12 protein-coding genes are annotated in these 14,500 nt (G+C 47.3%); 8 read left to right on the top strand and 4 right to left on the bottom strand.

The window, feature by feature from the left end:
- The first annotated feature begins 139 nt into the window (after nt 1-139).
- Complete coding sequence (locus tag SB847_RS09980) at nt 140-1,888, top strand: sensor domain-containing diguanylate cyclase (RefSeq protein WP_061581286.1); 1,749 nt, start codon at nt 140-142, stop codon at nt 1,886-1,888.
- Between the two features lie 34 nt (nt 1,889-1,922).
- Here the strand turns inward: SB847_RS09980 and SB847_RS09975 are convergent, their stop codons facing one another.
- The gene (locus SB847_RS09975) at nt 1,923-2,405 is read right to left on the bottom strand and encodes a GAF domain-containing protein (protein WP_007613120.1); all 483 of its coding nucleotides are present in this window, start codon (nt 2,403-2,405) and stop codon (nt 1,923-1,925) included.
- A gap of 125 nt (nt 2,406-2,530) precedes the next feature.
- On the opposite strand from SB847_RS09975, the gene refZ reads away from it, so the two are divergent.
- Entirely contained in the window at nt 2,531-3,154 is a 624-nt protein-coding gene (refZ, locus tag SB847_RS09970; RefSeq protein ID WP_007408038.1) for a forespore capture DNA-binding protein RefZ, read from the top strand.
- On the opposite strand, the gene hisJ is transcribed toward refZ, so the two are convergent.
- A complete protein-coding gene (hisJ, locus tag SB847_RS09965; RefSeq protein WP_045208497.1) occupies nt 3,144-3,956 on the bottom strand; it encodes a histidinol-phosphatase HisJ in 813 nt (270 codons plus the stop codon). The genes refZ and hisJ overlap by 11 nt on opposite strands.
- Nucleotides 3,957-4,151: 195 nt before the next feature.
- Here hisJ and ezrA point away from each other — a divergent pair, with 195 nt between their 5' ends.
- Nucleotides 4,152-5,843: a septation ring formation regulator EzrA gene (gene ezrA, locus SB847_RS09960; RefSeq protein WP_082998833.1), complete on the top strand. Its 1,692-nt coding sequence runs from the start codon at nt 4,152-4,154 to the stop codon at nt 5,841-5,843.
- Between the two features lie 112 nt (nt 5,844-5,955).
- On the opposite strand, the gene brnQ is transcribed toward ezrA, so the two are convergent.
- Nucleotides 5,956-7,296, bottom strand: coding sequence for a branched-chain amino acid transport system II carrier protein (gene brnQ, locus SB847_RS09955; protein WP_032873674.1), 1,341 nt, complete (start codon nt 7,294-7,296; stop codon nt 5,956-5,958).
- Between the two features lie 193 nt (nt 7,297-7,489).
- Between brnQ and SB847_RS09950 the strand changes: the two genes are divergently transcribed.
- The 5 genes from SB847_RS09950 (at nt 7,490) to SB847_RS09930 (ending at nt 13,500) form a co-directional block, all read left to right on the top strand.
- Nucleotides 7,490-8,635, top strand: coding sequence for a cysteine desulfurase family protein (locus SB847_RS09950; protein WP_410561304.1), 1,146 nt, complete (start codon nt 7,490-7,492; stop codon nt 8,633-8,635).
- A gap of 3 nt (nt 8,636-8,638) precedes the next feature.
- Nucleotides 8,639-9,844, top strand: coding sequence for a tRNA uracil 4-sulfurtransferase ThiI (gene thiI, locus SB847_RS09945; protein WP_007408042.1), 1,206 nt, complete (start codon nt 8,639-8,641; stop codon nt 9,842-9,844).
- Nucleotides 9,845-9,924: 80 nt separating this feature from the next.
- The gene (locus tag SB847_RS09940) at nt 9,925-10,146 is read left to right on the top strand and encodes an alpha/beta-type small acid-soluble spore protein (RefSeq protein ID WP_007408043.1); all 222 of its coding nucleotides are present in this window, start codon (nt 9,925-9,927) and stop codon (nt 10,144-10,146) included.
- 148 nt (nt 10,147-10,294) lie between these two features.
- On the top strand, nt 10,295-11,881 hold the full coding sequence (gene mbcS, locus SB847_RS09935) for an acyl-CoA synthetase MbcS (RefSeq protein ID WP_410561305.1): 1,587 nt from the start codon (nt 10,295-10,297) through the stop codon (nt 11,879-11,881).
- Between the two features lie 23 nt (nt 11,882-11,904).
- A complete protein-coding gene (locus SB847_RS09930; protein ID WP_410561306.1) occupies nt 11,905-13,500 on the top strand; it encodes an amidohydrolase in 1,596 nt (531 codons plus the stop codon).
- Nucleotides 13,501-13,516: 16 nt separating this feature from the next.
- On the opposite strand, the gene SB847_RS09925 is transcribed toward SB847_RS09930, so the two are convergent.
- Nucleotides 13,517-14,323: an NAD kinase gene (locus SB847_RS09925; protein ID WP_015240378.1), complete on the bottom strand. Its 807-nt coding sequence runs from the start codon at nt 14,321-14,323 to the stop codon at nt 13,517-13,519.
- Nucleotides 14,324-14,500: the final 177 nt, after the last annotated feature.

Here is a 14,500-nt window from a genome sequence, read left to right as displayed (position 1 = left end):
GCTGAACAAAAAGGCTGCAATATTTCACACAAAGAACATTATATGATTTTTCCCCGCCGCCGTCAACCATTTCTCCATGAAGAGTGCCGGTTTATGATATAATGTACAAAAATGAGTAGTACATGTTTAGGTGATAAAAATGAAAAAACAAACAATTGATGAAGTGACGGCCTTTCATCAGAAAATGCTTTCTTTTTTCTTAACGAAATCTGAATCCGTCTCATTATCCGACTCGCTGTTATGGCTGGCCTCAGCTCTAGAATCCTGCTTTACATCTCTTTCATTGACCCTTTCACCGGCAGAATCAACACGTTTCACCATAAAAACAGAAGATGAACCGCACTATGCTCCGCTGAAAGAGAGTGACGGCCGTTTTATGATCAGGAATCAGACGTCCGGCAGATCCTTTTATCTGTGCTCGGAAGGCGGGCTGCCGATCCCGGAATCATTGCCTGAGATCGTTACTCAGTTTATTAATCAATCTGTGAGACAAAGCGGGCTGTTTGACAAAACGAAGCATCAGCGGAAAATTCACAGAATGACAGAAATGTTCCATTCGCTTTTGGACCAAAATGAGGTTTTGGAAAAACTGCAGGCAAGTTTGAGTACGGCTTTCCGGTCTTTCCGTTTTTCACTGTTTATCACGCAGGATCAGGATACGGACAGACAGCTTCCCGCAAAAGAATTACATATGGACGGAAAAGATGCCGATCCGTCTGCCCAGAAGGTTTATTTATCGGGGAGACTGCTTAGAAAAGGCAGGTCATCTGCTTATCTGCCGATCAAAGGCCAGCAGGGGACTTACGGGGTTCTGAAGACAGAGGGGCTGCAGGATGCCGTTCTTTCGTGCAGTACTCTCAGTGAAATGCTGCTGCTTGCGGGCGCAGCGGGAAAAGCATTTGAAAATGCGCAGCTCTATGAGCAATCGAAAAAAAGCATTGCGAATCTGGAGCTCATTAATGAAACATCGCGCCAGCTGAATCAGCGCCTCAGACTCACTGATACGATGCGGGAGCTCGCCGCCATTATGACCCAATCGTTTCATGCGGAAGAAGTGGCTTTTTTTCATATTGATCATTTTGAGACGCAAAATCTGCTTCCGGGACATACCGCTTTTTTTAAGACAGAACGTGCGAACCCCTATATCAGCATTGTGAAAGAAAAGCTGTTCGAGGGAGAAAAGGGCGTGTTTATCGGCAGCGGAAAGACTGTATTCGGCGAAAACGGTTTCGGCTCGCTGATGGCGGTGCCGATGATCGAAAATGACACCGTCTTCGGTTTCGCGATTTTATTGAAAAAGGATTTGTATGCTTTTACGTTTGAAATGTATAAGCTTTTTCAAGCGCTCATTCACCATGCGACATTGGCGGTTACGAACTCCATGCTGCGCGACAGGCTTGAGCATCTTGTTCAGACAGACCAGCTGACGGAGCTGTATTCAAGAACCTATTTGGATGAGAAAATTCAATACAGCATGAAAATTCATAAACGGGGTGTATTCATCCTCGTTGATATCGATAATTTCAAAAATATTAATGATACATACGGTCATCAAACGGGAGATTCGATCCTGATTCAGGTGGCCTCCGTTATGAAGAACCATATTCGTGAGCATGATGTCGCTGCGAGGTGGGGGGGCGAGGAGCTGGCTGTCTATCTGCCGAATATCAACGTGTCATCCGGAGAACGCATCGCTAAAAGGCTGGTTCGCGCCATCCGGGAAAACACCGAGCCGCGCGTGACGATTTCCTGCGGCGTTTCCTGCTGGTCAAAGACCGGCCCGATGCCGTTGAAATTGCTCGTTCAGCAAGCGGATGAGGCGCTTTATATCGCCAAACGGAACGGCAAAAACCGGCTGATCATCCATCAAAACAGCACGACGACATAAAAAAGGAGCCGGCCTGCCGGCCGGGCTCCTTTTTTTATCCTAATCGTTTTTCAAGCGTTTCAACAAACTTTGCCAAATAGGTTTCGTCCGTTTCATCAAAACGGTTTTTCACGGGGCTGTCAATGTCCAGCACACCGATCACTTCACCGTTTACGCGGATCGGGAGGACGATTTCTGACTGGGAAGCCGCGTCACAGGCGATATGTCCCGGGAACGCATTCACATCGGCAATCCGCTGCACCGAGCCATTAGAGTAGGCAGTCCCGCATACGCCTCTGCCGAACGGAATGCGCACACAGGCAGGAAGTCCTTGAAACGGTCCGAGCACGAGCTCGCCCTCTTTAGCGAAGTAAAACCCTGCCCAGTTGACTTCATGTAATGAATGGTATAAAAGCGCTGACGCATTCGCGTAATTTGCGATCGCATCCGTTTCATCTTCTGTCATGGCTTCGAGCTGTTTAAGCAGAAGCTGATAACTTTTTTCTTTATCTCCGGATTGTTTTTCGACATGAAACATGGAAAACCCTCACTTTTTCTATAATATCAAACAAAGTTCCGGCCGTTCTGCCGGCATTTGTCGAGAAGTTCTTACAGGAACGGCGCCTTTCTGCTTGAATTGTTACACATAAAGGGGTGAGCCGTATGAAAGTAAGCACCAAAGACAAAATTATTAACGCCGCTGTCCAGCTGTTTAACCAAAAAGGTTATTCCGGCACGTCCGTCCGTGAAATCGCAAAGTCAGCTGATGTAAATGTTGCGCACATCTCCTACTATTTTAAAGGGAAAGGCGGATTAATGGAACATTTAGTTTCCGAGTTTTACGAAGGCTATACTGAAGCGCTGGAAAAAGCCGCCGTCAGTATGAACGGTGAAGACGCGCAGGAACGCATCCTGCGGGTAATTTTCGATATTTTATCCTATCAGCACGATAACCGTCAATTAACGCGGTTTGTGTACCGGGAAGTGACGATTGATTCCGTGCTGATCAGGGAAATTATGTCTACTTACTTAATGAAAGAAAAATATATTTTCCAGCTGGTGATTGAAGAAGGGCAGTCACGCCACAGACGGCTGACGCTGCCCGTGCCGCATTTTATTCTGCAATTGAAATCCCTCTTGATGATGCCGTATCTTCAGCCCCAATACATTACGGAGGTGCTCTATATGCAGCCTCATGAACCGTACTTTTATAAAAGGTATTTTGAAGAGGTGAAGATCTGGATCGAAAGCGTGTTCCGACGGCCTGATGCGGCGCTTATGAAGTAATGATGCTTTTGTACGTTTCGTAGGAACTGCCGACATCTTCCGCTTGATGGGCGTCCGACCCGAATATGAGCGGGATTTTTTTTTGCTTCGCCGTCTCAGCCATCCAATCCTCCATGTATACTTCCCCGGCAAATTTCTTTCTGAGCCCGGATGTATTCACATCCAGCTCCATTCCGTGTTCTTTCACGGCGTCAAGACAGCGGGCCGCAAGCTCTCTTATTTGAGGTGACATGCTGTAAGGGAAAAGGCGCGCGAATTTTTTGACGAGCGTGATATGGCCGACCCGTTTTGGCTTAAAGGGGCCGAGCGGTGTTACAATGGAAGAATACACAGTTTCATAGTATTGTTCATATACGGCTTCAACGCTTCCGAAGCGGTCGGCAAGCTGCTGAAAGGCGTGCTCGTCAAAATCCAGGCATATATAAGACGGACCGGTCTTCAAAAAATGAACGGATAAAATGCCGTCATCCAGTGAGGGGCCGTACGTGTTCAGAAACGCCGCGGTTTCCTCTTCATACCCTGTGATAAAATCGGTTTCCAGCCCGGTCAGAATGCTGATTTGTCCATCGTATTCCTTTTTCAGGTGTGACAGCCGCTCCAAATAAACCTCCATCTGTCTGAGATCCATCGCGCTGTCCTGAAGCGGTACGGGATCTTGAAATGACGGAGGAAGGGGGGCGTGCTCTGTAAATGTGATCGAGTCAAAGCCTCTTTCCAGGGCCTTTTCGACATATTGTTTCAGCGCATCCTTCGAGCCGTGAGGGCAAAAAGGCGTGTGGATATGAGCGTCTCGTTTTTCCATTTGTGTCACTCCATTAAAAAATTGCAGAATCCTGCCGAAATTATGCAAAAAGTTTTTGATTTCTGGTCAAAAAATGTTGGTTACATGGTATCATAATAACAATGAAAACGACAGATTTTCTCAATACATATATTGAAATCTTTCTGAATACATAAAACACCCTGACAGATTAAGAGAACAACAAGGGGGCTCATTATGGAGTTAGTCATCGGATTATTGGTTATACTGCTCGCGCTCTTTGCGGCGGGCTACTTTTTCAGGAAAAAAATTTATACGGAAATTGACCGGCTGGAGTCATGGAAGATTGAAATTTTAAACCGTTCGATAGTGGAAGAAATGTCCAAGATCAAACATCTGAAAATGACCGGAGAGACGGAAGAGTTCTTTGAAAGATGGCGCGAAGAGTGGGATGAAATTGTCACAGCCCATCTGCCGAAAGTAGAAGAGCTCCTTTATGATGCCGAAGAGAACGCCGACAAATACCGGTTTAAAAAAGCGAATCAGGTGCTTGTCCACATCGACGACCTTCTCACTGCAGCCGAATCAAATATAGAAGGCATACTGCGTGAGATCAGCGACCTTGTGACGAGCGAGGAAAAAAGCCGCGGAGAGATTGAACAGGTGCGTGAGCGGTATTCAAAAGCGCGAAAAAACCTTTTGGCGTACAGCCATCTCTACGGAGAGCTTTATAACAGCCTGGAGACGGATCTCGACGAAATCTGGAGCGGCATAAAAGAGTTCGAAGAAGAGACGGAAAGCGGCAATTACATCAAAGCGAGAAAAGTGCTGCTTGAACAGGACCGCAGACTGGATCAGCTTCAGACATACATAGATGACGTTCCGAAACTGCTTGCGGACTGTAAACAGACCGTGCCGAACCAAATTGCCAAGCTGAAAGACGGCTACCGGGAAATGACGGAAAAAGGCTACAAATTAGAGCATATTCAAATCGAAAAAGAGCTGGATACACTCACAAATCAATTGAAACGGGCCGAAAACGCGCTATTGGAAGAATTGGATGTCGACGAAGCGTCCGCCATTCTTCAGCTGATTGATGAAACCATTCAATCGATGTATGACCAGCTGGAAGGCGAAGTGGAAGCCGGACAGTCCGTATTAAGCAAAATGCCTGAGCTGATCATCGCGTATGAAAAGCTTGAGGAAGAAAAAGACCGCACAAAAACCGAAACGGAGCTCGTCAAGGAAAGCTATCAGCTGACGGCGGGTGAAATCGGCAGACAGCATGCCTTCGAAAAACAGCTGGAAACGATCGGCCGGCTCCTTGAGCAGGCGAGAGAAAAGCTTGATGGTGAGCATGTCGCTTACTCTCTATTGATTGAAGAAGTCGAGGCCATCGAAAAGCAGATGGAAGAGGCTCAGAAAGAACATGCCGAATACCGTGAAAATCTGCAGGCGCTCAGAAAAGAAGAACTGCAGGCGCGGGAAACGCTGATGCATCTTCGGAAAACCATTTCTGACACGGCCCGAATGCTGCAAAAAAGCAACGTGCCGGGTATTCCTGAACAAGTCAAGGACAAGCTCGAAACGGCAAATCATCATATAGAAGAAACCGTCAGCCAATTGGAAGTGCTGCCGCTGAATATGGAGGAAGCCGCCAAACATCTGACCGAAGCCGAAAAGGCAGTTGAGGAAGTCAGCGAAGAGGCGGAAGATCTTGTGATTCAGGTGAAGCTGATTGAGCGGATCATCCAGTACGGCAACCGCTTCCGAAGCCAGAATCATATTTTATCCGAACAGCTGAAAGAAGCGGAACGGCTGTTTTACGCTTACAGCTATAATGAAGCTTATGAGATGGCGGCAGATGCTGTTGAAAAAGCAGCTCCCGGCGCCGTGAAAAAAATTAAAGCTGATCAATCTGCTTCATAGACGCATAAGCAAAAACTGCACCCTGATGGAAATCAGAGGTGCAGTTTTTTAGTTTCTCACGGAATATAAAAGCGCCTGCGGCTGATATACGTAAAGCCGCAAGCGCTGAATGTTACGATTTTGCTTTATTTAATTCGATGGGCGGGCTGGTAAAAAACGTGATGATGCAGCCGATGATCGCTCCGGCAATGCCCGGAAGCACCCAGCCGATTCCCATGCTGTAAAGCGGAAGATTTGCGTTTAAGAATGAATCTAATGATCCGAGCGGAATGCCTGCTGCCTTCAAACCGTCCAAGATACTGAACAGCCCCGTTCCGATCAGGCAGGCGATATAGACTTCCCGTCTTTCCTTAAAGATTTTATCAATAAAGGAAAGGACGATAATGACAATCGCCAGCGGGTAAATCGCTGATAAAATAGGAACTGAAAATGCAATAATCTCAGCAAGTCCGAAATTTGAAATCGCCAGACTGAACAGCGTGACAATCGTAACCACCATTTTGTATGATAAAGCGGGAATCAATTTTGAAAAATATTCGCCGCAAGATGTGACAAGCCCGATGCTTGTCGTTAAACACGCAACGGTGATGGCAGAGCCGAGAACGATGTTTCCCAGTGAACCGAACAGGTAATCTGATGAAGCTGATAAAATCTTTGCGCCTTCGCCGATCGGACCTACAGCGTCCGTGCTTGTTGCTCCCAAATAGGCCAAAGATAAATAAATGAATGTCAAACCTGCCGCAGCTATAAGACCCGCTTTAATACAAGCGGCCGCGAGCGCTTTACGCTGGGTGACGCCCCTGCTTTTAACAGCGTTGACGACAACGACGCCGAAGACGATTGAGGCGAGCGCGTCCATTGTTTTATAGCCTTCCAAAAATCCTTTGAACACCGGCGTTCCGGAATATGCCTGATGTACGGCGCCCAGTCCGCCCATCGGAGTGACAATGGCTTTTACGACGATGATTAAAATAATACCGAATTTAATAGGAGTCAAAATCTTTCCGACTCTGTCAACGATTTTGGAAGGATTAAGAGCTAAATAATACGTAATAGCAAAAAAGATCAACGTGAAAACAAATAAAGATAATCTTTCCGGAATGCCGCTTAAAAACGGAACTGCACCGATTTCATATGAAACGGTTCCGGTTCTCGGAATCGCGAAAAGCGGCCCGATTGATAAATAAAGCACAACGGTGAAAATAGTCCCGAATACCGGATGAGCTTTATCGGCAAGCCCTTTTGCGTCTTTGCCCGTTAATGCGATGGCGATAATACCCAAAAGCGGCAGACCTACGCCGGTCAGTAAGAAACCGCCCATCGCTTTCCAGACATTATGCCCCGCCGCTTGCCCGAGCTCCGGCGGATATATCATATTTCCTGCCCCGAAAAAAAGTGCGAAAAGCATGAAACCGATAATAACGGTATCTTTGACAGGTAGTGAGTGTTTCATAAAAATCCTCCTAAATACTATGTTGAAATATTCTGTCAATTAATTGTCAGATAATATAACAAAACGAACATTACTTATTATATGGCAATGTACAGAGAAGTCAATACTCGATTTATTGCGAATTTATATTTACTTTTGTTATGGTAGCATAAATATCATACGATGTACCGTTTTCATTAAAGGAGTAAAAAAAATGATATATTTAGACAACAGCTCAACGACCGAGCCGTATGAAGAGGTTTTGGAAGTGTATAAACAGACGAGCAGCCGTTATTTCGGCAACCCTTCGTCTCTGCACCAGTTAGGAACTGAGACGGAACAGCTCCTTGAAGCGGCCGCTCAGCAAATAAAAAAAACCTTGCGTTTAAAAAATTATGATATTGTATTTACATCAGGCGCGACTGAAGCGAATAACGCGGCGTTAAAGGGAGCAGCCTGGGCAAACATGAGTAAAGGAAGACATATCATTGCTTCGGCGATTGAGCATCCTTCTGTGACGGAGACGCTTGATCAGCTGACAGAGCTGTTCGGCTTTGAAGTCACATATCTTCCGGCCGATCAAAACGGCTTCGTTTCTTTGAAAGACGTCAAATCGGCTATCAGGCCGGATACGATAATCGTCAGCGTCATGCATGTCAATAACGAAGTCGGCTCCATTCAGCCCGTAAAGGAAATCGGCGGGCTTTTGAAGCAGCACCGGAATATTCTGTTTCATGTTGATCATGTGCAGGGTATTCATAAAGTTCCTCTGTCTATAGAAGAAGCGGGCATTGACCTTTGCACCGTTTCAGGGCATAAGTTTCACGGCTTAAAAGGAACCGGAGCGCTTATCGTCAAAAAAGGAACGCGGCTCATTCCGCTTATAACGGGCGGCTCGCAGCAAAAAGGCGTCCGCGCCGGAACGGAACACACGGCAGGCGCCGTTTCCCTTGCGAAGGCGATCAATCTTTCCGCGCGTGACATGAATGAGCGGCTTTCTTCCATGGAGGCTGCCAAGAATGCGCTCATGGAAAGGCTGAGCGGGACGGACGGGGTCGTCATCAACACCCCCGCTGAAAACAGCGCGCCGCATATCATTAATTTTTCCGTTCCGGGCGTGAAGGCGGAAGTGCTGCTGCACATGCTTGAGGAAAAAGGAATATATGTCTCCACAACCGCGGCATGTTCGGCAAGAGAGCACAAACCGAGCCGTGTTCTTCTGAAAATGAATAAAGGCGAACAGATTGCATCAAGCAGCATCAGAGTCAGCCTGAACTTCAGCCATACGGCTGACATCACGGAGCCGTTTATGGCCGCGCTGGCGCCGGCTGTTCAAAAACTAAAAAAAATGATGAGGTAGCATATGAATTACGATCATATTTTAATCCGTTTTGGTGAAATATCCACAAAAGGAAAAAACAGACGCAGTTTTATTGAAAGATTAAAACAGAATATCCGCCTGGTATTAAAGGATTATAAAAAAGTAAAATACTTTTCAAACCGGGACCGGATGTCAATTACACTTAATGGAGAAAACCCGGAGGAAATTTGTTCCTTATTAAAGAATATATTCGGCATTCAAAGCTTTAGTCTCGCAATTAAATGCGAAAGCAAGCTGGAAGACATTAAAAAAACGGCTTTAGCCGCGATAGAAGGCGAATATAAACCGGGGAATACGTTTAAGGTCGAGACCAAACGGGCTTACAAGCAGTTTGAATTAGATACGAATGCGATGAACGCTGAAATCGGCGGCCATATTTTGAAAAACACGGATGGATTAACCGTCGATGTGAAACATCCCGATATTCCGCTTCGGATTGAAATCAGGGAGGAAGCGACATTCCTGACTATTCGTAACGAAAAAGGCGCCGGAGGCCTTCCTGTCGGTTCCGCGGGTAAAGCGATGCTGATGCTTTCCGGCGGTTTTGACAGTCCGGTCGCCGGTTTTTACGCGATGAAACGGGGATTATCTGTTGAAGCCGTACATTTCTTCAGTCCGCCGTATACGAGTGAACGTGCAAAGCAGAAAGTCATGGATCTTGCGGGATGCCTTGCAAAGTTCGGCGGCAGTATGACGCTTCATATCGTGCCGTTTACAAAGACGCAGGAACTCATCCAAAAACAAATCCCGGAGAACTATACGATGACGGCGACGCGGCGTCTTATGCTGCAAATCGCGGACAGAATCAGAGAAGAACGAAAAGCGCTCGCGATCATTACGGGAGAAAGTCTCGGGCAGGTAGCGAGCCAGACGCTTGAAAGCATGTATGCGATCAATGCCGTGACGGCAACGCCGATTTTGCGCCCTTTAATCGGAATGGACAAAACAGAAATCATCGAGAAATCAAAAGAAATCGGTACGTATGAAACAAGCATTCAGCCGTTTGAGGACTGCTGCACCATCTTTACGCCGCCAAGTCCGAAAACACGCCCGAAAAAAGAAAAAATCGAGCACTTCGAAAGCTTCGTTGATTTTGAACCGCTGATTGCAGAGGCCGCTGCCGGCATCGAAACCATCACTGTTTACTCAGAGCAGGAAGCTCACGATAAGTTTGCCGGCCTGTTTTAAAACTGTATACAATTACCAAAGTTTTTTTGAATGAAGACATGTGTTTTATCACATTCTATACTCACAAGGAGGTGATACACATGTCACAACAATCAAACAGCGGAAACAGCAACCAGCTTTTAGTGCCAGGCGCTGCTCAAGCTATCGACCAAATGAAGTATGAAATCGCTTCTGAATTCGGTGTAAACCTTGGACCGGAAACAACTTCTCGCGCTAACGGTTCTGTCGGTGGAGAAATCACAAAACGTCTTGTCTCTTTTGCTCAGCAAAGCATGGGCGGAAGCAGCCAGCAGCAGTTTTAATCACAACTTCACATAATGGCTAAGAGAGCGGGGAATTCCCCGCTCTTTTTTCATGAGTATAGATAGAAGGCGGGAAGCAATTTATGCATATTTTTATTGTAATGGCCTATGTTTATGTATAATGGGGAAAGAAAGTGAGGAGTTGTTCGTGTTAAAACGAGAAGATTTAATCGCCCCAAAGAACTATAACCTTGTAAATGAAATCGAAAAGTTCAGCCGTTCCAAAGAGAAGAACGCGCTTATATGGGAAGATCAAACAGGCGGCAAGAAAGTCTGGACGTATGAAAAATTGATGGAAGAAACGAATAAAATCGGAGCCCGCCTGAAAGGTCTCGGATTTGAAAAAGGCGATAAGCTGATTGTCATGGTTCCGAGAGTGCTTGAAGCGTATGCCGTTTATTTAGCGATCTTAAAAGCGGGGATGGTCGTCATTCCTTGCTCGGAAATGCTGCGCGCCAAAGACCTTAAATACCGGATCAAACACGCCGAAGTGAAAGGCGCTATCGTTTATCCTTCATTTATAAACGCGTTTGACGAGGTGAATACCGAGCAGCTGGTGACATTGTCAATCGGTGAAAATAATGTCGGCTGGAAAAACCTCCTAACGATTGAAGCGGACGGAGACAGTTTTCAAACAGCTGATACAACAAGAGAAGACATGGCGTTTTTGTCCTATACTTCAGGCACGACCGGTCAGCCTAAAGGCGTTGTACATACACACGGCTGGGCCTTTGCCCATTTAAAAACATCAGCCGGTGCATGGCTGGATATTTCTGAAGACGATACAGTGTGGGCCACCGCGGCGCCCGGCTGGCAGAAATGGGTGTGGAGCCCGCTGCTCGCAATTCTGGGAAGCGGCGCGACAGGAGTCATTTATCACGGCAGATTCAACGCCAAGACGTATTTAGAGCTGCTGGAGCGCCATCAAGTAAATGTCTTCTGCTGTACCCCGACGGAATACCGCCTGATGGCAAAAGTGGAGGAGTTGGACAAATATGATCTTTCTGCCCTTCACAGCGCAGTTTCTGCGGGTGAGCCATTAAACCGGGAAGTCATTGACGTATTCCGGAAGCATTTCGGCATTAAAGTGAGAGACGGATACGGCCAAACGGAGAGCACCCTGTTAGTCGGCGTCCTGAAGGATATGGATATTAAGCCGGGAAGCATGGGCAAACCGACCCCTGGAAATCAAGTGGAGATTATAAACGATAAAGGCGAAATATGCGAAACTGGTGAAACAGGCGATATCGCCGTGCATTTGAGCACACCGGCTTTATTCAAGGAATATTATAAAGATCCTGAAAGAACGAAAAAGCAGATTCGCGGAGATTACTTTCTTACAGGAGACCGCGCGAAAAAAGACGAGGACGGCTACTTTTGGTTTGAGAGCCGTAATGATGACATCATCGTCAGCTCCGGATATACAATCGGGCCTTTTGAAGTAGAGGACGCGCTCGTGAAGCATCCGGAAGTGAAAGAATGTGCCGTCGTGGCGAGCCCGGATGAAATCAGAGGTTCAATCGTAAAAGCTTATGTCGTTTTACAAGACGATGAAAAGCGCAGTGACGAACTTGTCAAAGAACTGCAAAACCACGTAAAAACGATTACGGCGCCTTACAAATATCCGAGAGAAATTGAGTTTGTCGAAAGCCTGCCGAAAACGGCGTCCGCAAAAATCAGACGTGTGGAGCTGAGACAGCGTGAAGAACGGCTGAAGGCTGATAAAAAAGCATAATACGGGATAAAGGGTGAGCGGGGATGAAAGCGATTTGGCACGGCGGCACCATCTATACAATGCTGGACAAGAATCATGTCACTGAAGCTGTTTATACCGAAGAAGGCGTCGTCAGACAGACGGGCAGCTTCCGGGAGCTCCAAGGAACATACGGTTCGCCTGATACGGATGAGATCGATTTACATGGAGCTGTCATGTTCCCGGGGTTTACGGACAGTCATATGCATTTAATCGGACACGGGGAAAAACAGCTTCGCCTCGATTTGTCGCAGCTGACGTCAAAAGAAGCGATACTGCGGGTTGCAAAAGAAGCAGAGCGTGAATTGGAAGATGGCGAATGGCTGATCGGCGAAGGCTGGGATGAAAATCTGTTTGAACGGCCGGTTTACGTCACGAAGCATGACCTTGACCCGCTCTTTCCCGACCGCCCCGTCCTGCTGAAGCGGGTATGCCGGCACGCCGCGGCGGTTAATTCGGCCGCATTGCGCGCGGCGGGAATTACAACCGAAACACCTGATCCAAACGGCGGAATTATTGTCCGGGACGGCACCGGTCCGACAGGCCTCCTGCTGGATAAAGCCCAAGAGCTTGTGACACAGGCCCTGCCGCCCGTCTCACTTCACTATGTCAAACGCGCGCTTCAAACGGCGATTACGGACTGCTGGTCAAAAGGCCTGACCGGCGGGCATTCAGAAGATCTGGCATACTACGGAGACGCGTCCGTTCCCGTTGCCGCGTACGAGTCATTAACCGGCAGCGGCCTTTATCCTTTTCGCGCCCATCTGCTCGTACATCACGAAGCCGTCGACAGCTGGAGCGCTCTGGATAAATCGACCGGACCTTATCTGGAATACGGAGCGATGAAAATTTTTGCTGACGGCGCGCTCGGCGGCAGAACCGCTCTATTGAAAAAGCCTTATCACGATGATCCGTCAGTTTCCGGTGTTCAGGTGCATGATGACGAAACCCTTGCCGCTCTTGTTTATAAAGCGAGAGAGAAAGGGATGGAGATCGCCGTGCACGCGATTGGCGACCTTGCATTTGAAAAGGTGCTGGATGTTATCGAAAGATACCCGGCAAAGCCCGGACAGCTAGACAGGCTCATTCATGCGCAAGTATTAGATGACGGATTGATTGAAAGAGCCGCCCGGCTGCCGATCGGACTTGATCTTCAGCCGCATTTTGTGGCCAGTGATTTTCCGTGGGTGATTGACAGGCTCGGAGAAGAGCGGATGAAAACGGCTTTCGCCTGGAAAACACTGCTGTCAAAAGGGCTGCTGTGCGCCGGAGGTTCAGATGCCCCGATAGAACCGGCCGATCCGCTTCTGGGCATTCAATCGGCTGTGCTCCGTACGAGCAAGCAGCACCCGGAAGGTCCGGCCTATTATGAAAAAGAGTGCCTGACCGTGTACGAAGCCATTCAGCTTTACACGGAGGGAAGCGCGGCCATCATCCATAAAGAACATAGCCGCGGACGGATCGCCCCCGGCTATGATGCAGACTTTACCGTACTCAGCGGTGATCCGTTCAGGACGGACCCGAAAAAGCTTCATGAATTGGAAGCTGTCAAAACCGTCGTCGGCGGCCGTATCGTATATGAAAAAGAGGACAGGCAGTGATGCCCGTCCTCTTTTTTTATGATAAAAATGATCGTTTTACTTTTTCCCAGAAAGAGTTGTCTTTCAGTTTCACCGTTTTGATTTTTTTATCGGATAGTGTAATCTCAACCTTTTTGACATTCCGCGTGCTGAGCGCTTCATTATCAAGCCCGATAATCGGATGCTCATTGCCGTCTTGCACCACCTGCAGTGTCAGCTTCCGGTCTGAGCTTAAAATAAACGAAGATCCGAGTGTACGGTATGTGTTGTTGTTCAACGACGCCAGTTCGGATACCTGCATGCAGGAAATCAAAGGATCAACAACGGCGCCTGAAACAGATTTATTGTAGGCGGTGCTGCCCGTCGGGGTGGAAATGATCATCCCGTCTCCTCTGAACGTCTCAAAATGAAGATCATCAATTAACACATCCATCACAAACGTTTTAATAATGCTTGAACGGATGGAAACCTCGTTTAAACAGTGAAAATGATTGCTGCCGTCCACCGTGACGTGAATGAGCGGGTATTTTCTGACCTCAAGCTGTTCCGCGGTCATGCTGGCCGCCATTTTTTCAGGCTCATCGCTGTGAAAATCACAGTACAAATGGGCTTTCCCTTTTTTAGCGATGCCGACATACAGGCAGTCATCACGGAATCCGGTTTTTCTGACGGCTTGCAGAAATGAGCCGTCGCTGCCGATGCTGGCGATAATTCCGGCATCCTCCGGTTGAGCCGCAACTGTAAAACCGTGCGATTCAGCAAGCTGCTTCAAAGAGCTGACTTGTTCTTTTGTTTCGTTGTTTTGTTTGTGGAAAAAATAAACATTGCGGCGAAGATCGGTCATATCCCCATTCCCCTTTGCTGTCATATTTACGTTTTTCTCCCAGCAGGTATTGTGTTAAAATACCTGTGGCAATAGTGTAACATGTTTCCTGTTTATCCGTTAAGGGAAAGCGCTTCATGAAAAAAATGAATCTTTTTTTACGGGGGAACGTACGAATATTGACAGAAAAGGAGGAGA

Origin of the sequence: Bacillus sp. SIMBA_026, from assembly GCF_046535335.1 — a bacterium.
In the GTDB taxonomy this organism is placed as follows: Bacteria; Bacillota; Bacilli; order Bacillales; family Bacillaceae; genus Bacillus; species Bacillus velezensis.
Note: the sequence above shows the minus strand (reverse complement) of the source record. Positions and strands in the feature narration are given on the sequence as shown.

Bases quoted from the DNA above. Each gene is read 5' to 3' on its own strand.
- SB847_RS09980 (WP_061581286.1), top strand. From the start codon at position 140: ATGAAAAAACAAACAATTGATGAAGTGACGGCCTTTCATCAGAAAATG.
- SB847_RS09975 (WP_007613120.1), bottom strand. From the start codon at position 2,405: ATGTTTCATGTCGAAAAACAATCCGGAGATAAAGAAAAAAGTTATCAG.
- refZ (WP_007408038.1), top strand. From the start codon at position 2,531: ATGAAAGTAAGCACCAAAGACAAAATTATTAACGCCGCTGTCCAGCTG.
- hisJ (WP_045208497.1), bottom strand. From the start codon at position 3,956: ATGGAAAAACGAGACGCTCATATCCACACGCCTTTTTGCCCTCACGGC.
- ezrA (WP_082998833.1), top strand. From the start codon at position 4,152: ATGGAGTTAGTCATCGGATTATTGGTTATACTGCTCGCGCTCTTTGCG.
- brnQ (WP_032873674.1), bottom strand. From the start codon at position 7,296: ATGAAACACTCACTACCTGTCAAAGATACCGTTATTATCGGTTTCATG.
- SB847_RS09950 (WP_410561304.1), top strand. From the start codon at position 7,490: ATGATATATTTAGACAACAGCTCAACGACCGAGCCGTATGAAGAGGTT.
- thiI (WP_007408042.1), top strand. From the start codon at position 8,639: ATGAATTACGATCATATTTTAATCCGTTTTGGTGAAATATCCACAAAA.
- SB847_RS09940 (WP_007408043.1), top strand. From the start codon at position 9,925: ATGTCACAACAATCAAACAGCGGAAACAGCAACCAGCTTTTAGTGCCA.
- SB847_RS09930 (WP_410561306.1), top strand. From the start codon at position 11,905: ATGAAAGCGATTTGGCACGGCGGCACCATCTATACAATGCTGGACAAG.
- SB847_RS09925 (WP_015240378.1), bottom strand. From the start codon at position 14,323: ATGACCGATCTTCGCCGCAATGTTTATTTTTTCCACAAACAAAACAAC.